Origin of the sequence: Actinoplanes sp. NPDC049802, from assembly GCF_040656595.1 — a bacterium.
Lineage (GTDB): Bacteria > Actinomycetota > Actinomycetes > Mycobacteriales > Micromonosporaceae > Actinoplanes.
Genome location: NZ_JBFAMR010000070.1, coordinates 12,279 through 36,068, shown reverse-complemented (window position 1 = coordinate 36,068; position 23,790 = coordinate 12,279). Strand labels below are relative to the sequence as shown.

Genomic DNA, 23,790 nt, shown 5'->3' with positions numbered 1-23,790 from the left:
TAGCGGAAGGTACTGGAAACTGGCGCTTTTACGGTTGTCGTTCCGTGTCGGCGGTGAGGCGCTGCCAGCGCTGCTGCACATCGTGCTGGGCGGCGTCGTGCAGTTCTCTGGCTCGGCCGGGGTCGGTGCCGGCTGGTGTGGTGAAGCGGGTTTCGCCGTCGGTGAAGTGGTGCAGCGGCTCGGTCGGCGGTTTCGCGTCCAGTGTCAGCGGCCGGTCGGTGCCGGGCCGGTAGCGGTGCAGCGGCCAGTAGCCGGTGGCCACGGCGCGTTTCTGCTGGTCCATCGAGGTGGCCATGTCGATGCCGTGGGCGATGCAGGTGGCGTACGCGATGACCAGCGACGGTCCGGGGTGGGCTTCGGCCTCCAGCAGCGCCCGGACGGTCTGCATCTCGTTGGCGCCCATGGCGATCTGGGCGACGTAGACGCCGGGGTAGGTGCGGGCGATCGCCGCCAGGTCCTTCTTGGCGGTGTTCTTGCCCGACGCCGCGTACTTGGCGACCGCGGCGCGCGGGGTCGCCTTGGATGCCTGGCCGCCGGTGTTGGAGTAGACCTCGGTGTCCATGACCAGGATGTTCACGTCGTGCCCGGAGCCGAGCACGTGGTCCAGCCCGCCGAAACCGATGTCGTAGGCCCAGCCGTCGCCGCCGACGATCCAGTGAGTCTTGCGGACCAGTTCGTCGGCGAGATCGGTGAGCCGGGCCGCGTCCGGGTCGGCGCAGCCGGCCAGGACGTTCTTGAGCCGGGCGATGCGTTCACGCTGCGCGGCGATGCCCGCCTCGTCACCCTGCTCGGCGTCCAGGATCGCGGCGGTCAGGCCGGCACCGACCGTGCCGGCCAGTCCGGTGAGCAGCCGGCGCGCCTCGCCGGCGTGGTGTTCGTGGCTCAGGCGGAGACCGAGGCCGAACTCGGCGTTGTCCTCGAACAGCGAGTTCGCCCAGGCCGGTCCTCGGCCGTCGGGGCCGGTGGTCCACGGGGTGGTGGGCAGGTTCCCGCCGTAGATCGAGGAGCAGCCGGTGGCGTTGGCGACGGTGAGCCGGTCACCGAACAGCTGGGTCAGCAGCTTCAGGTACGGCGTCTGGCCGCAGCCGGAACAGGCGCCGGAGAACTCGAACAGCGGCTGCAGCAACTGCGAGCCCTTGACCGTGTTACGGCGCACCGCGGTGCGGTCGGTCTCCGGGATCGCGGCGAAGAAGTCCCAGCGGGGCCGCTCGCCGTCGCGGTGTTCCGCGGCCGGGCACATGTTGATCGACTTGTGCGTCGGGTCGGTGCGGCTGACCGCGGGGCAGGCCTCCACACAGATGCCGCAGCCGGTGCAGTCGTCCGGGGCGACCTGCACGGTCAGTTTCTGTCCGGCGTACTCGCGGCCCTTGTAGTCCTTGGCCAGGAAACCGTCCGGGGCGGCGGCGAGCACGGCTGGGTCGTACACCTTCATCCGCAGCGCGGCGTGCGGGCAGACCAGGGTGCACTTGCCGCAGTCGGTGCACAGCGACGGGTCCCAGACCGGCAGTTCCTCGGCGATGGCCCGTTTCTCCAGTTTCGCCGTGCCGGTCGGGAACGCGCCGTCGGCCGGCAGCGCGCTGACCGGCAGCAGGTCGCCTTCGCCGGCCAAGATCCGTCGGGTGGCCCGGGTGAACATGTCTTCGTCGAGCACCGGCGGCGCGGTTACCGCGGGCGCCTGGGTGGGCAGCTCGAGCTCGGCCAGTTCGCTGAGCGCTCGGTCGATGGCGGCGTGGTTCCTGGCGACCACCTCAGGCCCGCGTTTGGCGTAGGCGGTCTCGGCGGCGGCTTTCAGCTCGGCCAGGGCCTGTTCGACGGGCAGCACCCCGGATAGGGCGAAGAAGCAGGGCAGCAGCACCATGTTGATGCGGCCGCGCAGCCCGACCTCGCGGGCCACCTTGTGCGCGTCGATGACGTGACAGCGTAGGCGTTTGTCCAGGATCTGCGCCTTCACATGGTCGGGCATGTGGTCCCACACCTGGTCGGCCGGGTACGGGCTGTTGAGCAGGAAGGTGGCGCCGGGGCGGGCCACGTCCAGGATCGGCATCCGCCGCAGCAGGGCGAACTGGTGGCAGCCGACAAGGTCGGCTTGCTCGACCAGGTAGGTGGAGCGGATCGGGTCGGGCCCGAAGCGCAGGTGCGCGGCGGTGGTGGAGCCGGATTTGCGGGAGTCGTACACGAAATAGCCTTGGGCGTGTCGGTCCGGCACACCGCCGATGATTTTGATGCTCATCTTGCTGGCGCCGACCGTGCCGTCGCTGCCGAGCCCGTACAGCACGGCCTGCACCGCGCGGGTCGGCACCCGGAAGCCCGGGTCGGGAGTGATGCTGGTGTTCGTGACGTCGTCGACGATGCCGACGGTCACCCGCCGCCGCGGCGCCGGCGACGCCAGTTCGTCGAACACGCCCTTGACCATGGCGGGGGTGAACTCCTTGCCGGACAGCCCATACCGGCCGCCGAGCACGTCGACGTCGCGGCGGCCGTGCTCGGCCAGTGCGGCGACCACGTCGAGATACAGCGGCTCGCCGACCGAGCCGGGCTCCTTCGTGCGGTCCAGCACCAGCACCCGGCATGCGGTCGGCGGTAGGGCGGCGGCCAGCTGGGCGGCCGGGAAGGGCCGATACAGCCGTACGGTCAGCGCGCCCACCTTTTCGCCGCGCCGTACCAGTTCGTCGACCGTCTCGGCGACCGCGCCCGCCCCGGAGCCCATCAGCACCAGCACCCGCTCGGCGTCCGCGGCGCCGGTGTACTCGACGAGCCGATACTGCCGGCCGGTGCGTCCGGCGAGCTCGTCCATGACCTGCTGGACCGCCGAAGGGACCGCGTCGTGGAACGGGCCGGCTGCCTCCCGGGCCTGGAAGAACACATCAGGGTTCTGCGCCGAGCCCCGCAGCATCGGAGCGTCCGGAGTGAGCCGTCGTCGCCGGTGCGCCTGTAGGCGGTCGGCGTCGAACAATGCCAGCAGATCGGCGTCGGTGAGAACCCGGATCTTGTTGATCTCGTGGGAGGTGCGGAAGCCGTCGAAGAAGTGCAGGAACGGCACCCGGGTGCGCAGCGTGGCGGCGTGCGCCACCAGCGCCAGGTCGTGGGCCTCCTGCACCGAGGCGGCGGCGAGCATGGCCCAGCCGGTGGTCCGGGCCGCCATCACGTCACTGTGATCACCGAAGATCGACAGAGCGTGGGTGGCGACGGTGCGGGCGGCCACGTGCATCACCGCGGGCGTCAGCTCCCCGGCGATCTTGAACATGTCCGGCAGCATCAGCAGCAGGCCCTGGGAGGCGGTGAACGTGGTGGCCAGGGTGCCGCCGAGCACCGCTCCGTGCAGCACTCCCGCCGCGCCGGCCTCGGACTGCATCTGCACCACCCGCGGCACCGCACCCCACAGGTTCGTGCGGCCCGCGGCGCTCCACGCGTCGGCCAGCTCACCCATCGGCGAGGACGGGGTGATCGGGTAGATCGCTGCCACCTCGGACAACGCGTGAGCGACCCGGGCGGCTGCCTCGTTGCCGTCCACCGTCGCCCAGCCCGTGCCGTTGCTGCTCATGTGTTCAACTTCCCGTCGCCTATAACCGTCGCGGTCCGGCGTGACCGGCATCGCGACCCAGCGCAGACGATCTTGTCGGCCGGACCGGCAGGTTTCGCTGCGGAAACCATGAAGGTTCCGTGATGAACGACCGTTTGCGAAGCGGGACACGACATCTTGCGGCATGTACGCGGGCCGGTTTCCGCACAGCCGACCGTGACAGACAGCGACCGAGACGAGGTGCGGGGCACCGCGCTTCTGCTGTGCGGGCGCAAAGCCATGGTCATTGGCGCCCGACGTGTGTCGCCGCAGCGTCATCGGCCGGGCCGCCTACAGCGAATCTTCATCAACCGTGCCCGCAGAAGTTGAGAACGGCGACCGATCGTGATGACCGGGAAGCCGATCAGCAGGCTGGTATGGGGAGAATCGATGAGACGCAACGTGTTGATGTGGGCGCTGCTGCCGGTCGTGGTCGCTCTCGGCGCGACGGTGGGTTACGTCGCCGCCGGAACCGGCACGGCGCACGATTCCGCCGCCCCGGCAGCACACCAACAAACCGCCAGTGCTCCGATACCGGTCACCACCTCAGCCGCCGAGCACACCCACGATGCGCACGGCGCGAATGACGCCGGTATGTCGGGGATGCCGCAACCAGCGGCTTCCTCGGGCCCGGTGGCCGGCAGCCACGCGCACGACGCGCACGGCGCCAACGAGCCCGGCATGGCGGCGATGCCGCAACCCGCGGCTTCCTCGAGTCCGGCGGCCGCCGGACACGCCGACGACACGCACGGCGGGAGTGACCACGAGACGGCCGCCGCCGGGCCCGCCGCCGCGGAGCAGCACAGCGGTGGTCACGGCAGCACCGGCGCCGGTGTCTCGGCCACCGTCCGGACCACCGTCGTGATCACGTTCGTGGCCGTCAACGCCGCGATCCTGCTTGCCGCCGCCGTCGTACGCCGCCGTACCCGCCGGACCCCGACCACCCGCCGCCCGGCCGCCCAGGCCGCCTGAGAACGGGACAGAACATCATGAGCCTGGACATCACCCCGCGCCCGCCGCAGCCGCAACCCGAACCGCCCCGGCCACGCAACCTGCTGGAGCGCCCGTTCATCGCCCGCGCGCTGCGCAGCCGCTGGTATCCGGGAGTCTTCCAGTGGATCGCCGTCGCGGTCTTCGTGGTCGTGGTCTGGCAGCTGCTGGCCGGCCCGCAAACCGCCCACGACAACCTCGGCACCGCCCTGGTCTGGGTGCTGTGGTGGCCGCTGATCCCGATCGTCTTCGTCGCCGTCGGCCGTTTCTGGTGCGCCGTCTGCCCGTTCGGCAAACTCTCCGACCTGGTACAGAGCCTGGTCGGTGCGCAACGGCCGGTGCCGCGGTTCCTGAAGAGGTACGGCATCTGGCTGATCGACGCCCAGTTCATCCTGATCACCTGGTCGGACCACATCTGGGGGATCGTCGAGTCGCCGTGGGGCACCGGTGTGCTGCTCCTGCTGCTGATCACCGCCGTGGTCGCCTCCGGCGCGTTCTTCCAGCGCCGCACGTTCTGCCGCTACCTGTGCTTCCTCGGCGGTATGTCCGGCAACTACGCCCAGGTCGGCGCCCTGCAACTGCGGGCGAACACCGACATCTGCCGGACCTGCACCGCGCGGGCGGTCTGTTTCAACGGCGGTGACAAGGCGCCGGCGTGCCCGCTGTTCGAGTTCCCCCGCACCATGGACTCCTCGGCGAACTGCAACCTGTGCGCCAACTGCTTCAAGAACTGCCCGAACGACGCGATCACGATCACGCCGCGGATGCCGAGCCGGGAACTGTGGTTCGTGCGCAACCCGAAGATCGAGGCCTCGTTCCTGGCCATGGCGATCATGGGCATCGTCCTGATCCAGAACCTCACCATGCTGCAGATCTGGCAGGACGTGCTGGCCTGGATCGAGAACACCCTCGGCATCACCAACTATCCGGTGATCTTCACCCTTGCCTTCATCGTCGCGGTCGGTGCACCGGTCACCGCACTGTGGGCGGCGTCCGCGGTCGCGGCACGGCGCAACACCGACAGCATCACGACCAACTTCGCCCGGTTCGGGTACGCGTTGATCCCGCTCGATGTCGCCGGGCACATCGCGCATAACTTGTTCCACCTGCTCGCCGAGGGCAAGTCAGTGGTCTACACGGCCGTGGCCGCCTTCGGAGGAGACCGGCCCGAGGGGTCCGCGGCGCTGGTCGGCACCGGCACGATCCAGGTGCTGCAGTACGTGATCCTCGCGCTCGGTATCGCCGGCTCCGCGTACGCCGTGCACCGCATCGCCAAGGCCCGATGGACCGACCAGCCGACCATGCGCGCCACCCAGGTCCCGTTCCTGACCGTCGTGACCGTCTTCGCCGTCGCCAACGTGGTCCTGTTCGCCTTGCCGATGGCCATGCGAATGTGAGCCGGTCCGGCGCCCCACGACCATGACGACTGGCCGAGCGCCGGCGAGGGCGCCCGGTCTCACCACCGGGCGTCACGCTCTGGCGCCAGCGATGGGGCCACCATCGCAAGCCACCTTCATCAACCGCAGCAGCCGATACAGGCCCGTTCAAGGTCAGTTCGCGTGGTGCTCGCTGTGTTCCGTGCTGCTCGGCGCTGGCTGGTTGCTCGGAGGGTCGCCGTCGCCGCTGACGATCGGGCCGAGGACGAATGCCGACAGGGAGAACATGGCGGCGAAGACGGCCAGGGCGATGGTCGGCGCCCACCAGCTCGCGTAGCGGCGGCGCAGCCCCAGCAGTAGCGGGATGGAGGCGAGCAGGCCGAGTGCGCCGAACAGGGCGGTGCCGCCGGCTCCGGCGATCAGGGCCGTGCCGGCCAGGGGGCCGATGTGGTGCAGCAGGTGTGGGGCGAGGCCGACGACGGCGCCGATGGCTCCGACGAAGCTGCTCCACCAGGCCCGCAGCCGTCCCGGCTTCGCCGTCTTGCTGGTGTGGTCGGAGCCGATGGGTGGTGTCGCGGGCCGTGGGGCGTGATGGTGACTCATCGTACGGTGGCCTCTCAGCGGCTGCGCAGGTAGCGGCGCACGGTGGTGGTCAGGTCGGCCAGCGTCCGGCCAGTGTCCCGTTCTTCGGTGGCGTTGCGCGTGCAGGTGGCCGCGTACTGGTCGATGACGAGCAGGGCGACCGCGTCGAGGGCGGCGCGCGTGGCGGCGATCTGGTCGAGGATCTCGGTGGGCTGGCGGCCGTCCTCGTACATGGTGAGCACTCCGCCCAGCTGCCCGGCGGCGCGGCGCAGCCGGTTGCTGATCCGGTCGTTGCGGGGCCGCGCACGCTCCGAGTCGGGGTTGCGTCGGTGGTGGGCCGTCGTGGTGGTCATGACCGCCTCCGGGTGATCTCGTCACGGGTTGGGGCGGCATCTCGTGCATGCGGCCGAGCCCAGCTGCGCCGGCTGGGCAGGAAGGCCGGTGTGGCGGCGGCGTAGGTATGCCAGGCGTCGCCGAAGCGGGCGGCGACCTCGCGTTCCTCGGCGCGGGCCAGCCGCAGGTACACGAAAGCCAGGATGGGGAACATGACCAGGGTGGGGATGGTCGGCCACTGCAGCAGGAACCCGAGCATGATCAGTAGGAAGCCGTCGTACTGCGGGTGACGTACCCGGGCGTACGGGCCGGCGGCGGCGAGCCGGTCACTGCGGGCGGCGTCGTGCAGGACCCGCCAGGCAGCGGCGATGAGCCAGAACCCACCGCCGATGAACACGTAGCTGGCCAGGTGGAACGGGCTCAGGTGCGGGTCGCCTGTCCAGCCGATGAAGTCGTTCCACAGGTGCCCACCGGAGTGGGTGGCGGTCAGGGCGGGGAAGCGGGAACCGAGCCAGCCGGACAGCAGGTAGACGGTCAGCGGGATGCCGTACATCTCGGTGAACAGGGCGAGCAGGAACGCGGTGAACGCGCCCATCGCCCGCCAGTCCCGTCCGGTGCGGGGGTGGAAGAAGCTGACGGCGAACAGGGTGAGCACGGCGGTGTTGATGATGACCAGGGGCCACAGGCCGTAGGCGGCGTCGGCGTCCATGACGGTCTCTCCCTATCGGTGCGGCGCCCGGGTCGGCGTGCCGCTGGTCGAGGCGTAGCGGCCGGGGTCGGCGGTGAAGGTTGCCGCGCAGCCGACGGAGCAGAAGTAGACCGTCGAGCCGTCGCCGCGTGATACGGCCTGTGCGGTGGCCGGGTCGACGGTCATTGCGCACACCGGGTCGACCACTCTCCCGGTTGAGGCGGTGTCGCCGGCGGTGGATTCGTCGCCGTGGTGGCAGCTGCCGTGTCCGGCCGACGGGTGCGGGGTGGACCCGCGGGTGGTGGGGGTTTCGACACGTGGTTGGACCGTCGCGACCGGGGTTGTGGGCAGCGGTGCGATGGTGTGCCGGCGCAGCCGGTTGGCGTTGCCGACCACCGACAGTGAGGACAACGCCATCGCGGCGGCGGCCAGCATCGGTGAGAGCCGCCAGCCGAGCAGCGGGTAGAGCGCGCCGGCGGCGATGGGGATGCCGACGCCGTTGTAGATCAGGGCGAAGAACAGGTTCTGGCGGATGTTGCGCATGGTGGCCCGCGACAGCCGGATCGCGGTGACCACCCCGTTCAGCGATCCGGAGATGAGGGTGACGTCGGCGGCTTCGATGGCCACGTCGGTGCCGGTGCCGATGGCCAGGCCGACGTCGGCGGCGGCCAGGGCCGGGGCGTCGTTGATGCCGTCGCCGACCATGCCGACGCGGCGCCCTTCCGCCTGCAGTCGGCGGATCTCGTCGGCTTTGTGCTCGGGCAGCACCTCGGCGACGACACGCTCGATGCCGACCTGGGCGGCGATGGCGCCAGCGGTGCGGGCGTTGTCGCCGGTAAGCATCACCACGTCGATACCGAGGTGTTGCAGGGCGGTGATCGCGGCGGTCGAGTCGTCTTTGACGGTGTCGGCCACGGCCAGTACGCCTGCGGCGTGGCCGTCGACGGCGGCCATGATGGGCGTCCGGCCCTGGGCGGCGAGCCTGGCCGCGAGCGGGTCCAGCACGGCGGTGTTCACGCCGGCTTCGGTCAGCAGGCGGCCGGTGCCGACCAGGACCTGCCTGCCGGTGACGGTGGCGCGCACGCCCTTGCCGGTGACCGAGACGAAGTCGGTGGCGGCTGGTGGGGTGAGGCCGCGCTCGTGGGCGCCGGTGACGACGGCAGCGGCGAGGGGGTGTTCGCTGTCGGCCTCGGCGGCGGCGACCAGCGTCAGCACGTCGGTGCCGGTGAACGCGCCGACCGGGTGTACGTCGGTCAGGGTTGGGCGGCCGGCGGTGACGGTGCCGGTCTTGTCCAGCACGATCGTGTTCAGCTTGTGCGCGGTTTCCAGGGCTTGTGCGGAGCGGATCAGGATTCCCGCGCGGGCGCCCTTACCGGTGCCGACCATGATCGACAGCGGAGTGGCCAGGCCGAGGGCACACGGGCAGGCGATGATCAGCACGGCGACCGCGGTGACGAGAGCCAGCGTGAGTGCGGGTGGCGGGCCGAGCACGAACCAGGCGGCGAAGGTGACCACGGCCAGGGCGATCACCACGGGTACGAAGAACCCGGACACGGCGTCGGCGAGGCGCTGGATGGGGGCCTTGGACGCCTGCGCCTGCTGGACCAGGCGCACGATCTGCGCGAGCATGCTGTCCGCGCCGACCCGGGCGGCGCGGATGCGCAGCGAGCCGGTGCCGTTGACGGTGGCGCCGATGACGGTGTCACCGTCGCGTTTGGTGACCGGCATCGGTTCGCCGGTGACCATCGACTCGTCCACCGCGGACGTGCCGGACAGCACCAGGGCGTCGACCGGGATCTTCTCGCCGGGGCGTACCAGGACCTCGTCGCCGACCGCCACGTCCTCGACCGGGATCTCCACCGGTGTGCCGTCGCGGATCACCCGGGCGGTGCGGGCCCGCAGGCCGAGCAGGGCCCGGATCGCCTCGCCGGTGCCGGCCTTGGCGCGGGCCTCCAGCAGCCGGCCGAGCAGGATCAGCGTGATGATCACACCGACAGCCTCGAAGTACACCTGCCGCACGTCGGCGGGCAGCAGGCCGGGCGCGACGGTGACGAGCAGGCTGTACCCGTAGGCGGCGAGCGTGCCCAGGGTGATGAGGCTGTTCATGTCTGCGCTGCGGTGAGCGAGGGCGAGCCAGCCGGTGCGATGGATCGGCCAGCCGGTGAACACCATGACCGGGGTGATCAACGCTAGTTGCAGCCACGGGTTGAGCAGCAACTCGGGCACCCACATGGCGCCGAACAACTCGTGCGCCATCACCGCGACCAGCACCGGCGCGGTGAGCGCCGCACCCACGACCACGCGGCGGGTCAGATCCACCAGCTCCGCGCGGCGTTCGGCCGCCTCGGTCGCGTCTGAGGCGGCGGCATCGACGGAACCGGTCCCGCTTGGCGTCGGCGCTCGACCCGGTGGCGGTCCGCCCTGCGCAGCCGTTCCGGTGTCCTCGGCCGGGTCGACCAGCAGGGTGCCCTGGACCATGTTCATGCCACACGCGAAGCCGAACCTGCCTTCGCGCTGCGGGGTGAACCGTACCGATGTGACCTGGTGGGCGGGTAGCGTCGCGGCGACCCCGAAGTCGGCGAAGATCACTCGGGAGGTGCAGTCGCCGCTCTCCTGCCGGTCGAACTCGATCTCCACCGGCACACCCTGACGCACGCGAACGACATCCGGGGTGTAGCCACCGTGCACCGTGACCCGCACCCGCTGCACCCCGCCGGTCAGCAGCGCCGTATGTGCCCGGCGAGGACCGAAGAAGTACCAGGCCAATCCCGCCACCACGGCGGCGGCGGCCAACAGGACGACGACATCGGCGGTGTTCATCGGATCCTCCTCAACCGGGCTTCTCCACCACCATCCCGCCTGGTACCCCCTGGGGGTAGGGACGTTCCGCCTGCGGTCGAGGGCCGTTACTCCATACCGGTAGGGGGTACCGTGCGGCAACGTGGATGGTGGCCTGCGAGAAAGGAGAGGTCATGAAACCCCAACACATCCCACTGTTCGCCGCCGCACTGGTCATCGCGATCGTCGGGGCGCTTGCTGTCGGTGTCCCACTGAGCACCGTGGCCTTCGGCCTGCTGGTCCTGACCTGTCCGCTGATGATGCTGTTGATGCACGGCGGTCACGACGGCCACGCCTCCGGCGACGGCGGGCTCGGCGCCGCGGCGAAGGACCGCGAAGGTGCCCACCTGGCCGGACGGCGCTGAACCTGCTTCGCCGGCACAGGCGCGATTTCACTGAATCTTCGTGGTACGCCCCGGCGGACCTTTGTCACCGACCCGCACAGTGAGAGCAAGCACGCTCGGTGCGCAGGAGGCCCGCGCGGCGATCAACGACGTAGGCGAGGGAGGTGAGAGCGATGCACACAAACGGACCGATGTGGCCGATGGGCGGCATGATGATCGGCTGGCTGCTGCTGACCGTACTGATCGTCGGGCTGGTGGTGTGGCTGGCCGTCAGCTACGCGCGCCCGCGTGGCGGCACGGAAGACACCGGCACGGCACGACGGATCCTCGCCGAGCGGTACGCCCGCGGCGAGCTGGACACCGAGGAGTACAACGAGCGTCTGGCCGCGTTGCGCTGAACGAGGACGAGCCCGCCACCGGCGCGTCGGGTCTCGCTGAGCTACAGCCCTCCGACGATTCGATAGGGCGACAGGTGACGCCGTTGCCGGGCGTGGCTCGTCATCGGCGCGCGCCGGCCGTAGGCAGAATGACCATGAAGGCCGTTCCCTCGCCGGGGCCGTCGCTGCGGGCGGTGACCCGGCCGCCGTGCTCGGTGACGATGGCTCGCACGATGGCCAGCCCGATACCGGACCCACCGTGGCTACGATCACGGGCGGCGTCCACGCGGTAGAAGCGTTCGAACAGGTGCGGCAGGTGCTCGGCGGCGACACCCTCACCGGTGTCCGTGACGGTGATCCGGACTCCGGCCCGATCGCGGCCGGCGGTGACCGTGACGCTGCCGCCGGCCGGTGTGTGCCGCAGGGCGTTGTCGAGCAGATTGCCGAACACCTGGCCCATGCGTTCGACGTCGGCCCGCACCTCGGGCATATCGGCGGCGAGATCCGTGCTGAGCGTGACGCCCTTGTCGGTGTAGCGCGGGTGCGCCGCCGACACCGCGGCGCCGACCAGGTCGGCCACGGCGACGCGGCGGGGATGCAGGTCGAGCTGGTGCTCCTCGGCCCGCGACACCGCGGCGATGTCCTCGGCGAGGCGGCGCAGCCGCCCGGTCTGGGCGCGCAGGACCGTCCAGGTGTCCTCGTCGGGGACGAGGACACCGTCCTCGGCGGCGTCGACGTACGCCTCGATCGTGGCGACCGGGGTACGCAGCTCGTGCCCGAGGTCGCCCAGCAGCCGCCGGCGGGTCGCTTCCACCTCGGCCAGTCGACCGGCCATCGCGTTGAACGCGGCCGCCACGGTGGTGAAGTCGGCGCCGAGACCGGGCGCCGCAACCCGGATGTCGTAGCGCCCGTCGGCGATGTCCGCCGCCGCGTCGGCCAGCTGGCCCACCGGGTGCGCCACCCGGCGGGCCACATAGGCGCTGACCGCTAGCGCCGCGGTGAGGGCTGCGATCAGCGCCACGGTGAGCGAGATCGCGCTGGCCGAGGCGTACGCCTCCTCGACGTGGCGGGCCGTGTCCGCATCGACATGACTGGCGCTCTGACGCAGGTGGTCGTGGAAGATCGCTGGGCCGACCGCGGCGGCGACCAGCCCGAGAGTGACGGAACCGGCCAGCACCACCAAGGTCTGCGCGGCGAACAGCCGGCCGGCCAGCCCCAGCTTGAGGCGCGGCATCAGCCCTCGCCCATCCGGTAACCGACGCCTCGCACCGTGCGGATGAACCGGGGTGCGGCCGGGTCGTCGCCGAGCTTGCGGCGCAGATGCCCGATGTGCACGTCGACCAGGTGCTCGTCGCCGACCCATCCTTCGCCCCAGACCGCGTCGATGAGCTGCCGCCGGGAGAACGCCATCCGTGGCCGCGCGGACAGCGCGGCGAGCAGGTCGAACTCGGTGCGGGTGACCTCGACCGCCCGGCCGTCGACGCTGACTTCGCGGGCGGCCACATCGACGGCCAGCGGGCCGAAGAGGCGGGGCGGCTCCTCCTGCATCGCCGACGCGGTGCCGCGGACGTCGCGGGGACGGCGCAGCATCACCCGGACCCGGGCGACCAGTTCCCGTGGGCTGAACGGCTTGGTCAGGTAGTCGTCCGCGCCGACCCCGAGGCCGACGAGCTTGTCGACCTCCTCGGTACGGGCGGTGAGCATCACGATGTAGCAGTCGGTGAACGTGCGTAGTTGCCGGCACACCTCGACGCCGTCCAGCCCGGGCAGGCCGAGGTCGAGCACCACCACGTCCGGCGGCTGCGCGCGGACGGCGTCCACGGCGGCGAGGCCGTCGAACACACAGGTCACCTCGTGGCCGTCGCGTTCGAGGTAGCTGGCCACCACCTTGGCCAGGCTCTGCTCGTCGTCGACCACCAGCACTCGGGTACTCATGACGTCCATCCTGCCGGGCACCCGTACCGCAGAACTCCGCAGATGCCGCTACCCATGATCTCCGTGATCCCCGTGCCCGGAGGAGGAAACCGACGGCTTGGGCAGGACGACCGACGTCCGGGCCGCCGCAGGCGCCGGAGGCTGGGAGGCGTAGCTGATGCCGTTCGGCTGCTCGCCGACCTTGATGGTGGCGACCGTGGTACGGCTGGGCAGGTCGATGACGGAGACGGTGGCGTCGTAGACGTTGGTGACCCAGGCACGTTGGCCGGTGGGGTCGATGACCACGCCGTGCGGACCGGATCCGGTGTTGATGCTGGCTGCCTTCGTCATGCCGGCCGTGTCGATCACCGAAAGGGCGGTTCCCGGGTTGTCCTGGCTGCCCTGGTCGGCGGAGAGCAGGGTGTGCCCGTCCGGGGTGAGGTAAACCTGCGCCGGCACGGCGGGCACCGCGACGCGGCCGGTGGTCGCGCGGGTCTGCAGGTCGATTCGGACGATGCTGGGCGGCTGGGCGACGCTGGCGTAGGCGTAGCGGTTGTCCGGTGAGACGGCTACCTGAACGACGGGTCCGCCGACCGGCACAGCGGCGGTCTTCGTGTCGGTGCGGGTGTCGATCAGGTCCACGGTGCCGGCCTTGAGGTTGGCCACCACCACGGTGGTGCCGTCCGGGCTCGGGCGCAGCCCGTGCGGGCCGCCGCCGACGGTGACGGTGCCGGCCGGGGCCAGGTCGGTGCGGTAGACGGACACGGTGCCGGCGTCGTAGTTGGCGACGTAGGTCTTCTGCCCGTCCGGGGTCAGCACGACGTGGGCAGGGCCGGCGCCGGTGGCGGCCGTGTCGGCGAGGCGGTACGTGGCGGCGTCCAGGGCGGCCACGGTGTTGGCGTGTCCGCTGACCGCGTACACCCGGGTGCCGTCCGGACCGACCTGTACGTTGTGCGGCTCGTCGATGCCCTCGACGGTGGTGACCACGGTGTTGGTGGCGGCGTCGATGACTGACAGGCTGTGCCCGCCCTCGTTGGCCACCCACACCGTGCCCGCGACCACGGCAGCCGGTGAACCCGATAGGCGTGCACTCGGGGCGGTCGCCGGATCACCCGTTGCGGCGCATCCTGCCGCCCCTGCCACCAGCGCCACGACACCGGCGGCGATGACCGCGCGCCCTCCCCGTGCTCTCATGCCCTGTCTCCTCCGGCTGAACCTGGCGTGGTCGAAGGTGCAGCGGCGGCTCGCCGCCCCGCCTTCGACCCGCGAGCTCGTCGCTGTTGATGCGAATCACGTTCTTCTCACGGTGCCGGGCCGTCGCTTCTGGCGCGGCGGATCACCGATACCCGCCTACGGTCCCCACCGGATCCGAAGAATGCCGCGGGCAAACCATGAACGTTCGACGAAGGTGTGCGGCAGCGTGCACTCGACGCGGGGCGGCGTCGGCCTCGGCGAGCCGTCTGCTGCAGCGCCCCGGGCAGGGCCTTCAGGGAATCTTCACCACTTCACCGGTGGCTTCATCACCTCGGCGGCGCACGTTGAACGTGACAGCGAAAGCGTCGACACGCAGGACCGGGGAGGGCGAGATGGTATCCAGCTTCTGCGGCGCCATGGGCGTGGCCGGGTGGCTCGTCATGCTGCTGGTCTGGGTCGCCCTGATCGCCGCGGTGGTCTGGGGCATCACCCGACTGTTCCCGGACCGCGCCGACCCCGGCGCGTCGGCGCTACCGCGTCAGCGCGACAACGAGGACGCCGAACCGCAGCTCGTCAACGCGCACCGGCACTGAACCGCAATCGATCATCGGGAGGATGTCATGCACGGCCAACACATGAAGTACCTACTCATCGCGGCGGGTGCCCTGGTCGTCGGACTGCTGGCGGCAGGCAGCTCGCTGCAGTCGGTGCTGCCGTTCCTGATGCTGCTGGCGTGCCCGTTGATGATGCTGGTGATGATGCGCGGCATGGGCGGCCATGCAGGTCACGGCGGCGATCACGACGCTACCCACCGCGAGCGTGACGACGCCCCTTCGCGCCGTTGAGCACACCGTGCTTGAGCGTTGTGGCGCCGTGCCCGCAACCGGACCACGCCACCGGCCGCGGCGACGTCCGCGCACCAGCGCCAGGTCTGCAGGGCGCCGCAACGGACACGTCATCGTCACCCCGGTCCAGACCGTTATCGTCGACTTCGACGCGACGAACCCGGGCCAGTGGATGAACCACTGCGACGACGTCCGCCACTCGGAGACCGGCATGATGATCAATCTGGCGTGCCCGGCATGACCACCGCACCGCCGGCCACCGCTCCGCGCCGCCCGGCCGCTGGCGCGCGGGCGGCAATTGCCGGAGTGTGGATGATGCTCGCCGTCGCGTTCGGCTACGTGCTGACCTTCAACCCCACCGACCGGGCCGCCGACCCGACCGGGCCGTGCACGTGGCACGCCCTGTTCGGTATCAACGGCCCCACCTGCGGCGGCACCCGCATGGTCTGGTACCTGCTGCACGGCGACCTCGTCCAAGCCGCCCGCCACCACCTACTTGCCCTCGTCGGCGTGCCGTTCGCGCTCTACGCCCTCGTCGTGTGGACCGCGCGGGTGTGGTTCTGCCGCTCCTGGCCGCTGCCGCGGCTGTCCCGCTGGGTCTACCTCGGCTACGCCGCCGCGTGGCTGGCGTACGCGGTCGTGCTGCGCAACCTGCCCTGGCCGCCGTTCACCTGGTTCGACATCCCCAACCTCACCTGAGCGGCCGTCACGGTCCGCGCGGATCGGCTCGGCACCGTCCGGCAAGCGCAGGGTCTTCGGCCCTGCCAATCCCGGCCGATTGGCGCATACCCCTACCGGGTAGGGGATTATGATGGAAGGCATGGGGTTCGCGATGGCCAAGCGCCAAGGGCCACCCGCCTGAGAGGGGAGGGGCCATGGCATCCGTAGGGCAGTCGGCCACCGTCGAGTCGGGCGCCGCATCGGGGCAGGGACCGGTGTTGACGGCGCACGGGATCGACAAGTCGTACCGGCGCGGGATCTGGCCCGCTCGCCGGCGCCGCCAGGTGCTGCGCGGCGCCGACCTCACGCTGGGCCGTGGCGAGGTCGTGGGGCTGGTCGGCGAGAACGGCTCCGGCAAGAGCACGCTGATGAAGATTCTCGTCGGGGCGTTGACGCCCGATAGCGGCACGGTCGCCCGTTCCGGCAGGCTCGGTTACTGCCCGCAGGAGCCGGTGGTGTACGAGCGGCTGACCTGTGACGAGCATTTCGAGCTGTTCGGCCGCGCCTACGGGATGGCACCGGCCGAGGAACTGCGGTCGCGGCGGGCGATCTACGCCGCACTCGGCTTCGACCGCTACGCGGGCACCCGCGCCGACCAGCTCTCCGGAGGCACCCTGGCCAAACTCAACCTCGGTCTGGCGCTGCTGCCCGAGCCTGACGTGCTGCTGCTGGACGAGCCGTACGCCGGTTTCGACTGGGACACCTATCTGCGCTTCTGGGACCTCGTCGCGCAGCGCCGCGACGCCGGCCACTCGGTGTTGATCATCAGCCACTTCGTCGCCGACGAGCAACGCTTCGACCGCATCGTCGACCTACGCGACGGCAAGGCGGTGCCACGATGACCACCACATCCGTCCTCGATGCGACCGGGCTGTTCGTGCGCCGGTTCCTGACCGACTACGTGCGCAACCCGGTCAACCTGCTGCTGCTCGGGCTCGTGCCGGCGGTGTTCGTGTTTGCCGCAAGTGGTGCGCTGGCCGAGGTGGGCAACCTGCTCGGCGGCCCCAGTGGTCCGGGGACGCAGGTGATCAGCGCCGGCTGGGCCGCCGGAGTCATCGCAGCGGTGGGCATGTACTTCCAGGTCCGCGGCGCCCACGCCGCCGACCGCCGCGTCGTGCTTGCCGGGCTACCGGCGGCCCGGCTGGTCACTGCCCGCCTGGCCACCGGCCTTGCGCTGGCCGCACTCGCCACCACGACGGCTCTGCTCGCCCTGGCCGTGCGCACCGACGTCCCGTCCCCGGCCCGGGTGATTGCCGGGACGGCGATGTTCGCCCTGATCTACCTGGCCGTCGGCGCGCTGGTCGGCGTGGCCGTGCGGAGCCCGGTCAACGGCACTGTGCTGATCCTGTTCGTGTGGATCGCCGACGTGTTCTTCGGGCCGCTGTTCGGCGGGCTCGACCGGCCCGCCACCCGCGCTCTGCCCACCCATTTCGTCACCCTCTGGATGGTCGACCTGCCCTCCCGGCACGCCGGCCGCCCCGGTGACCTCGGCTGGGCGGTGGCCTGGACCATAGGCGCACTGACTCTGTCCTGGGCCGTGATCGCCGCGACCAGCCGGCTCGGCCGAGCCGCACACCGCGCCGGCCGCCCGGCCGGACCCGGCCGGCAGCTCACCGGCTTGCTCGCCGCCGGCCTGCGGGAACGCGCCCGCACCCCGGTGCTGGCTGTGCTGCTCGTCGTCGTGCCGGCGGTGTTCATCCTCGGCGCGGTCGCCGTCACCCCCGACGCCGACCTGACCCTGCGGCTCACTGACGGCGGGAGGGAGCTCACCGAGCATCTGTCGATGCGCGACACCCACGGCGGGACCATGGCCCCCATCGCGATCGGGGCCCTCGCCGCTCTGACCGGGCTGTTCGCCGTGCTCGACGCCCGCGCTGCCGACCGTCGCCTGATCCTCGCCGGGGCACGGGTGCCAGTCCTGCTCACCGCCCGGCTCGGCATGGTCGGCCTGTCCGCCGGCCTGGTCACCGCCGTCTCGCTGGCCGCCACCGCGCTGGTGTTCGAGCCGCGGCAGTGGCCGGTGTACGCCGCGGCGAACCTGCTCGTCGCCGCGGTCTACGCCCTCGTCGGCGTGGTGCTCGGCCCGCTGGTCGGCCGGGTCGCCGGCGTGTTCGTCGCGTTCCTGGTGCCGTTCCTCGACCTTGGCCTGGTCCAATCACCGATGCTCGGGGACACCCCGGCCTGGGGACGGCTTTTGCCGGGCTGGGGCGCCTACCAGATCCTCAACGACGGCGCCTTCACCACCGGCTTCGACCAGCTCACCGGCCTCGCCGCCACCGGAGCCTGGCTGGCCGGGCTAGCCGTGGCCGCGCTGCTGCTGTTCCGGCCGGCGCGGGCGCACCGTTAGCGGGCACGGACGGACGCGGCCCTCGCCCGGGTGGCCGCGTCCGTCCGTGCTCAGTGTTGCCGACTATGCCGGGGCGTAGCGGCGAGTCCACGTCGTGCCGCCGTCGGAGCTGGCCACGATCTCGTCGCCGGTCACCGCGGCGAACACGGTCGACTCGTGAGTGGTCAGGGCGTGCGGCTGGCCCGGCAGCCGACCGCGCTTCTGCCAGGTGGCGCCACCATCGGCCGACTGCCAGACGGTGCCGTCGCGGTCGGCGCCCCACACCTCGGCGCCCTGCTCCCATGCGAGCCTGCCGACCGGCGGTGCGCCGGCGATCGGTGTCCACGTGCGGCCGCCGTCGGTCGAGCGCTGCAACCCCGACTGACCGACCGCGAGAACGACCTGCGGATCGGTCGGGCTGACCGCGAACGCGCCCAGCGCCGTGGCGGAGCGGCGTTCCCAGCCGCGTCGGTCGGTGCTGACCATGAACGCCCCGTCGGTGGAGTTGTATCCGTACACCGCCCCGTGCGCCGCCTGCAGGCCATGGAAGTCCGCCGCGCCGGACAGCGACATCGTCTGCCAGGTGACTCCCCCGTCGGTCGACTCGATCAACCCGAGGTTGGCGGGGCCGTCACCGTGCTCGTCGGGGTGCCCGGACGCGAGGAAATGACCGGGCCCGACCGCGGTGAACCCCATCAGGTCCGGCCCTTCCTCGGACACCCGCACCGCGGTGCGCTCGCCGTCGATGCGGAACAACCCGACGTGGGTCGCGGCGTACAAGGCGCCGCTGCCGTGGTCGACCGCCAGCCCGTGCACGTGCCCGAACTCCACCGCCGTGGCCGTCCCCGGGATGCCCTCGCCGGTGTCCTGGCCGCGGATCACGAAAACGATCACCGCCGACACCACCGCCGCGACCGCCAGGCCGGCTGCCAACGGCCAGCTTGAGCGCGGGCGTTTCCCCACTGCAGCCCGCGGCCGAGCACCGGCCGGGCGTGCCTTGGTCGGTCCGCCCCGCGCCGACGCGGCACGGCCGGCCGGGGTGCCGGTCCGGCCGGCACCGGTCCGCTTGCTCATCGCGTCTCCTTCATCGTCGTCGCCTCGGGCGGCGTGCCCGCGCAATTGCTCAGCCAGGATTCACCGACCCCGGTACCGGCCAGCGTGGCGGCGGCTCATGAAGGAACCGGCCGGCGGGTCATGAAGATTCGCTGAAGCGACGAATCACGGTCGCCGTGACCGGCACGGCTTCAGTAAATCTTCACCGTCGTACACCACGAAGGTTGATCACCCCCACCGATCGTAGGTGCGGTGACGACCGCCCGGAGCACATGACGGCAGACAGTGATAGGCCGACACGCCCCCACGAACCTCCGCCGACGTCGTCGGTCGATGCCCCGACGATTCCCCACCGGTCATCCGAACGGCCCGGGGTGGTCGGCAGCTGTGGCCGGCGCACTGCCTCACGTGCAACGCATCACCACCCTCGAGCTTGATACCCCTAGGGGGTATATGTATGGTTGGTTGTGGGCGGCGACCTCCCGCTGCTCACAACCAACGGCAAGGAGATCGTGATGGCTACCCAGACCTACATCGTGACCGGCATGACCTGCTCGCACTGCGTCAACTCCGTCGGCGCCGAAGTCGGCGCAATTCCCGGTGTCACCGACGTCCAGGTCGACCTTGCCTCCGGCACGGTCACCGTCACTAGTGACCAGCCTGTCGACGAGACCGCGGTGGCCGCGGCCGTCGACGAGGCCGGATACGAACTCGCGAGGTAGTCATGAACACCGCCATCAAGCTGGGCGGCTTCGGGGTCGGGCTGGCGGCCGTGTTCACGGCCGCCCTCGGTCTCGGCAGCCTCTTCCCGGCAGCCGCACCCGCCACCCCGGCCGCCCACGACGGCGGCCATACCAGCACAGCACCCGAGCAGAACGCCCCACCGGCAGCGGTGCTGCCGGTCGGGCTACAGATCAGCCAGGACGGCTACCGGCTCACCCCACTCAGCGGCAGCCTCTCGACGGGCACACCGAAGCCGTTCCGATTTCAGATCACCGGCCCGGACGACCGGCCGGTCACCGCCTACACGACCAGCCACGACAAGGACCTGCACCTGATCGTGGTCCGCCGTGACCTGTCCGGCTTCCAGCACGTACATCCCGAACTGGCCGCCGACGGCACCTGGTCGATCCCGCTCGCGGTGCCCGAGGCCGGTCAATACCGCGTCTTCGCCGACTTCCAGCCCACCGGCCACGACGGGCTCACCCTCGGCGCCGACGTGCCCGCTCCCGGTGACTACCAGCCCGCGCCGCTTCCTGCGGCCGCCCGGACCGCGACGGTCGACGGCTACACGGTCACCCTCACCGGAGACCTCACCCCCGGCGCCTCGTCGAAGCTGACCCTGTCGGTCAGCAAGGACGGCCGGCCGGTCACCGACTTGCAGCCCTACCTCGGCGCGTACGGCCACCTGGTCGCACTGCGCGACGGCGATCTGGCGTACCTGCACGTGCATCCCGACGGCGAACCCGGCGACGGCCGCACCACGCCCGGCCCCGACGTCGCCTTCCACGCCGAAGTGCCATCCACCGGCGCCTACCGGCTCTACCTGGACTTCCAGCACGACGGGAAGGTCCGTACCGCCGAGTTCACCGCCGTCGCCGGCACCGCAACCGTCACACCGAGCAGCACCCCGGCCACGACCGCGGTGCCCGCGACGCCGAGCCCGTCCGGGCACGACGCCGACGGCCACACCCACAACTGAGGAGGAGAGCGTCATGGCAACCGTCGCCGGGCCGCTGCCCGTGGCCCCGAACCAGATCGAGCTGGCGATCGGCGGCATGACCTGCGCCTCCTGCGCCGCGCGGATCGAGAAGAAACTCAACCGCATGGACGGCGTGGTCGCGACCGTCAACTACGCCACCGAGAAGGCCAGCGTCGCCTACCCCGACGGGGTGAGCGCCGAGGATCTGATCGCCACCGTCGAGAAGACCGGCTATACCGCGAAGCTTCCGCCGCCACCACAGCAGACCGGCGACGACCCGGCCGAGCAGGCGCAGCCGGTCGACGAACTGCGTGGCCTGCGGACCCGGCTGTTCACGTCGATCGTGCTCAGCGTGCCGGTGGTGCTGCTGGCGATGGTGCCGGCCTGGCAGTTCACCTACTGGCAGTGGCTGTCGCTGACCCTGGCAGCACCGGTCGTCGTCTGGGGCGGACTACCGTTCCACAAAGCGGCCTGGACCAACCTGCGCCACGGCGCCGCGACCATGGACACCCTCATCTCCATGGGCACGATCGCAGCGTTCGGCTGGTCACTGTGGGCACTGTTCTTCGGCACCGCAGGCACACCGGGGATGACGCACCCATTCAGCCTCGACATCGGCACCACCGACGGCGCCGGCGCCATCTACCTGGAAGCCGCCGCCGGCGTCACCACCTTCATCCTCGCCGGCCGCTACTTCGAGGCCCGCTCCAAGCGCCGCGCCGGCGCCGCCATGCGTGCCCTGCTGGAACTCGGCGCCAAAGACGTCGCCGTGCTGCGCGACGGCACCGAACGACGGATCCCGGTCGCCGACCTGGCGGTCGGGGACAGGTTCATCGTGCGGCCGGGCGAGAAGATCGCCACCGACGGCGTCATCGAGGACGGCACCTCCGCGATCGACGCCAGCATGCTGACCGGCGAGTCCGTGCCGGCCGAGGTCGCACCCGGTAACCCGGTCGTCGGCGCGACCGTCAACGTCGGCGGCCGGCTGATCGTGAGGGCCACCCGGATCGGCGCCGACACCCAGCTCGCACAGATGGCCAAGCTGGTCGAACAGGCCCAGACCGGCAAGGCCGCCGTCCAGCGGCTCGCCGACCGGATCTCCGGCGTTTTCGTGCCGATCGTGATCGCCCTAGCCGTCGCCACGCTCGGCTGGTGGGTGGGCACCGGATCGGGCTGGACGGCCGCGTTCACCGCCGCCGTCGCCGTGCTGATCATCGCCTGCCCGTGTGCGCTCGGCCTCGCGACGCCGACGGCGCTGCTGGTCGGCACCGGCCGCGGCGCGCAGCTCGGCATCCTGATCAAAGGCCCCGAGGTCCTGGAGTCGACCCGGACCGTGGACACCGTCGTGCTCGACAAGACCGGCACCGTGACCACCGGCCGGATGAGCCTGGTCGACGTGGTCCCCGCCGCAGGCGTCGACCGCGAGCAGCTGCTGCGGCTGGCCGGGGCGGTCGAGGCCGCCTCCGAGCACCCGATCGCCCAGGCGATCGCCGCCGCAGCCGCCGACAGTGCGCCGCTGCCGCAGGTGACCGGGTTCGCCAGCACCGAGGGCCTCGGCGTGACCGGCACCGTCGACAGCCACAGCGTGCACGTCGGCCGCCCGGCGCTGCTGCGCCAGGCCGGGCTGACGGTGCCCGCCGACGTCGAGCAAGCCGTCGCTACTGCCCACACCGCCGGGCAGACCGCCGTGGTCGCGGGCTGGGACGGTCAGGCCCGCGGCGTGCTCGCTGTCGCCGACACGGTCAAGCCGACCAGCCGCGCCGCCGTGGCCCAGTTGCGGGCGCTGGGCCTGTCGCCGGTGCTGCTCACCGGGGACAACGAGACCGTCGCCCGGGCGGTGGCGGCGCAGGTCGGCATCGACGAGGTGATCGCTGAGGTGCTGCCTGCCGACAAGGTCGATGTGGTCAAGCGGCTGCAGGAGCAGGGCAAGGTCGTGGCGATGGTCGGTGACGGCGTCAACGACGCGGCCGCTCTGGCTCAGGCCGATCTGGGGCTGGCGATGGGCACCGGCACCGACGCCGCGATCGAGGCGTCCGACCTGACGCTGGTTCGCGGTGACCTGATGGCCGCCGCTGACGCGATCCGCCTGTCGCGGCGCACCCTGCGCATCATCAAGAGCAACCTGTTCTGGGCCTTCGCCTACAACGTGGCGGCTCTGCCGCTGGCCGCGGCCGGCCTGCTCAACCCGATGATCGCCGGAGCGGCGATGGCGTTCAGTTCGGTGTTCGTCGTCGCCAACAGCCTTAGGTTGCGCCGCTTCACCAGCATCACGAAGTAGGACGTACGACAGCGCCGCCTGCACCCCCGCCAAGGACGGGTGCCGGCGGCGCTGTTCGATGCCCGAGCAAGACGCACGCGGGCATGCGCGTGGTCAGACCAGGCGCCGGACCACGTGGTTCTTGCTCCAGATCTTCTGCTTGGTGACCGTCTTGCCGGTTCGCGGCGCGGCCCACATCTTGCCGCCACCGGCGTAGATGCCGGCGTGCGTGCCCTTCGTGCCCTTACGGATGACGATCAGGTCACCGGGGCGGGCCTGGGACTTGGCGACGGCCTTGCCGTACCGCTGCTGCAGGTGGGCCTTGTGCGGCAGCTTCTTGCCCGCCGCCTTCTTGTACACGTACATCGTGTAGCCCGAGCAGTCGAACCGCTTGGGGCCGGACGCACCGAACTTGTACTTCTTGCCCTTGTGCTTCGCCGCTTCGGTCAGGACCCGGTTCGCGGCCGCCTTGGACTTGGCGGCCTGGGACGCCGCCGCCTTGACGGTGATGCCGGTCTGGCTGAACGCCACGCTGGTCTGCGAGGACACCTGTGTGGTGGCGACCGTCGCGGCGGAGGCGGACTGCGGTGTGCCGAGCCCGCCGGTCAGGAGACCGAGACCCACGGACAGGGCGATAGCGCCGACTCCCAGGGTACGGGCGGGCCGGCTCAGGGTGCTTACGCGCACGGTGA

23 protein-coding genes are annotated in these 23,790 nt (G+C 71.1%); 13 read left to right on the top strand and 10 right to left on the bottom strand.

What is annotated here, in order from left to right:
• Positions 1-28: 28 nt before the first annotated feature.
• Positions 29-3,541, bottom strand: a complete 3,513-nt coding sequence (nifJ, locus tag AB0I88_RS32940; RefSeq protein ID WP_361033684.1) for a pyruvate:ferredoxin (flavodoxin) oxidoreductase — start codon at positions 3,539-3,541, stop codon at positions 29-31.
• Positions 3,542-3,949: 408 nt separating this feature from the next.
• Here nifJ and AB0I88_RS32935 point away from each other — a divergent pair, with 408 nt between their 5' ends.
• Positions 3,950-4,531, top strand: coding sequence for a hypothetical protein (locus AB0I88_RS32935; protein WP_361033681.1), 582 nt, complete (start codon positions 3,950-3,952; stop codon positions 4,529-4,531).
• A 17-nt stretch (positions 4,532-4,548) separates the two neighbouring features.
• Positions 4,549-5,946: a 4Fe-4S binding protein gene (locus AB0I88_RS32930; protein WP_361033678.1), complete on the top strand. Its 1,398-nt coding sequence runs from the start codon at positions 4,549-4,551 to the stop codon at positions 5,944-5,946.
• A gap of 153 nt (positions 5,947-6,099) precedes the next feature.
• Here the strand turns inward: AB0I88_RS32930 and AB0I88_RS32925 are convergent, their stop codons facing one another.
• Genes AB0I88_RS32925 through AB0I88_RS32910 form a run of 4 tightly spaced genes read right to left on the bottom strand, consistent with a single transcriptional unit; the run spans position 6,100 to position 10,348 of the window.
• A complete protein-coding gene (locus AB0I88_RS32925; RefSeq protein WP_361033675.1) occupies positions 6,100-6,528 on the bottom strand; it encodes a hypothetical protein in 429 nt (142 codons plus the stop codon).
• A gap of 14 nt (positions 6,529-6,542) precedes the next feature.
• A complete protein-coding gene (locus AB0I88_RS32920) occupies positions 6,543-6,860 on the bottom strand; it encodes a metal-sensitive transcriptional regulator (protein ID WP_361033672.1) in 318 nt (105 codons plus the stop codon).
• A complete protein-coding gene (locus AB0I88_RS32915) occupies positions 6,857-7,549 on the bottom strand; it encodes an isoprenylcysteine carboxylmethyltransferase family protein (protein ID WP_361033669.1) in 693 nt (230 codons plus the stop codon). Before AB0I88_RS32915 ends, AB0I88_RS32920 begins: the two co-directional genes overlap by 4 nt.
• Positions 7,550-7,561: 12 nt before the next feature.
• Positions 7,562-10,348: a heavy metal translocating P-type ATPase gene (locus tag AB0I88_RS32910; RefSeq protein ID WP_361033666.1), complete on the bottom strand. Its 2,787-nt coding sequence runs from the start codon at positions 10,346-10,348 to the stop codon at positions 7,562-7,564.
• Positions 10,349-10,500: 152 nt separating this feature from the next.
• Between AB0I88_RS32910 and AB0I88_RS32905 the strand changes: the two genes are divergently transcribed.
• Together AB0I88_RS32905 and AB0I88_RS32900 are read left to right on the top strand one after the other, a co-directional pair.
• Entirely contained in the window at positions 10,501-10,731 is a 231-nt protein-coding gene (locus AB0I88_RS32905; protein WP_361033663.1) for a DUF2933 domain-containing protein, read from the top strand.
• 152 nt (positions 10,732-10,883) lie between these two features.
• Positions 10,884-11,108, top strand: a complete 225-nt coding sequence (locus AB0I88_RS32900; protein WP_361033660.1) for an SHOCT domain-containing protein — start codon at positions 10,884-10,886, stop codon at positions 11,106-11,108.
• A gap of 100 nt (positions 11,109-11,208) precedes the next feature.
• Here AB0I88_RS32900 and AB0I88_RS32895 read toward each other — a convergent pair whose 3' ends face one another.
• The 3 genes from AB0I88_RS32895 to AB0I88_RS32885 are packed head-to-tail and all read right to left on the bottom strand — an operon-like array spanning position 11,209 to position 14,195.
• On the bottom strand, positions 11,209-12,321 hold the full coding sequence (locus AB0I88_RS32895) for an ATP-binding protein (protein ID WP_361033657.1): 1,113 nt from the start codon (positions 12,319-12,321) through the stop codon (positions 11,209-11,211).
• Complete coding sequence (locus tag AB0I88_RS32890) at positions 12,321-13,022, bottom strand: response regulator transcription factor (protein WP_361033654.1); 702 nt, start codon at positions 13,020-13,022, stop codon at positions 12,321-12,323. The genes AB0I88_RS32895 and AB0I88_RS32890 overlap by 1 nt, the downstream gene beginning before the upstream one ends.
• 48 nt (positions 13,023-13,070) lie before the next feature.
• Complete coding sequence (locus AB0I88_RS32885; protein WP_361033651.1) at positions 13,071-14,195, bottom strand: beta-propeller fold lactonase family protein; 1,125 nt, start codon at positions 14,193-14,195, stop codon at positions 13,071-13,073.
• Positions 14,196-14,587: 392 nt separating this feature from the next.
• Between AB0I88_RS32885 and AB0I88_RS32880 the strand changes: the two genes are divergently transcribed.
• From AB0I88_RS32880 to AB0I88_RS32855, 6 genes are all read left to right on the top strand, one after another.
• Positions 14,588-14,788: a hypothetical protein gene (locus AB0I88_RS32880; RefSeq protein ID WP_361033648.1), complete on the top strand. Its 201-nt coding sequence runs from the start codon at positions 14,588-14,590 to the stop codon at positions 14,786-14,788.
• Positions 14,789-14,830: 42 nt separating this feature from the next.
• Entirely contained in the window at positions 14,831-15,040 is a 210-nt protein-coding gene (locus tag AB0I88_RS32875; protein ID WP_361033646.1) for a DUF2933 domain-containing protein, read from the top strand.
• Entirely contained in the window at positions 14,973-15,281 is a 309-nt protein-coding gene (locus tag AB0I88_RS32870; protein ID WP_361033643.1) for a multicopper oxidase domain-containing protein, read from the top strand. Before AB0I88_RS32875 ends, AB0I88_RS32870 begins: the two co-directional genes overlap by 68 nt.
• Complete coding sequence (locus AB0I88_RS32865) at positions 15,278-15,739, top strand: DUF2752 domain-containing protein (RefSeq protein WP_361033640.1); 462 nt, start codon at positions 15,278-15,280, stop codon at positions 15,737-15,739. Before AB0I88_RS32870 ends, AB0I88_RS32865 begins: the two co-directional genes overlap by 4 nt.
• A gap of 176 nt (positions 15,740-15,915) precedes the next feature.
• Positions 15,916-16,602 (top strand): ABC transporter ATP-binding protein, encoded by a 687-nt coding sequence (locus AB0I88_RS32860; RefSeq protein WP_361033637.1) that lies wholly within the window; start codon positions 15,916-15,918, stop codon positions 16,600-16,602.
• Entirely contained in the window at positions 16,599-18,107 is a 1,509-nt protein-coding gene (locus AB0I88_RS32855) for an ABC transporter permease (RefSeq protein ID WP_361033634.1), read from the top strand. The genes AB0I88_RS32860 and AB0I88_RS32855 overlap by 4 nt, the downstream gene beginning before the upstream one ends.
• 63 nt (positions 18,108-18,170) lie before the next feature.
• Here the strand turns inward: AB0I88_RS32855 and AB0I88_RS32850 are convergent, their stop codons facing one another.
• Positions 18,171-19,160, bottom strand: coding sequence for a F510_1955 family glycosylhydrolase (locus AB0I88_RS32850; protein ID WP_361033631.1), 990 nt, complete (start codon positions 19,158-19,160; stop codon positions 18,171-18,173).
• Between the two features lie 494 nt (positions 19,161-19,654).
• Here AB0I88_RS32850 and AB0I88_RS32845 point away from each other — a divergent pair, with 494 nt between their 5' ends.
• From AB0I88_RS32845 to AB0I88_RS32835, 3 genes are read left to right on the top strand one after another with little or no spacing between them, the layout of a single operon-like run.
• Positions 19,655-19,861: a heavy metal-associated domain-containing protein gene (locus AB0I88_RS32845; protein ID WP_361033629.1), complete on the top strand. Its 207-nt coding sequence runs from the start codon at positions 19,655-19,657 to the stop codon at positions 19,859-19,861.
• Positions 19,862-19,863: 2 nt separating this feature from the next.
• Complete coding sequence (locus tag AB0I88_RS32840) at positions 19,864-20,841, top strand: hypothetical protein (RefSeq protein ID WP_361033626.1); 978 nt, start codon at positions 19,864-19,866, stop codon at positions 20,839-20,841.
• Between the two features lie 13 nt (positions 20,842-20,854).
• The gene (locus AB0I88_RS32835; protein WP_361033623.1) at positions 20,855-23,119 is read left to right on the top strand and encodes a heavy metal translocating P-type ATPase; all 2,265 of its coding nucleotides are present in this window, start codon (positions 20,855-20,857) and stop codon (positions 23,117-23,119) included.
• Positions 23,120-23,212: 93 nt separating this feature from the next.
• Here the strand turns inward: AB0I88_RS32835 and AB0I88_RS32830 are convergent, their stop codons facing one another.
• Positions 23,213-23,785 (bottom strand): C40 family peptidase, encoded by a 573-nt coding sequence (locus AB0I88_RS32830; protein ID WP_361033620.1) that lies wholly within the window; start codon positions 23,783-23,785, stop codon positions 23,213-23,215.
• Between the last annotated feature and the right edge of the window lie 5 nt (positions 23,786-23,790).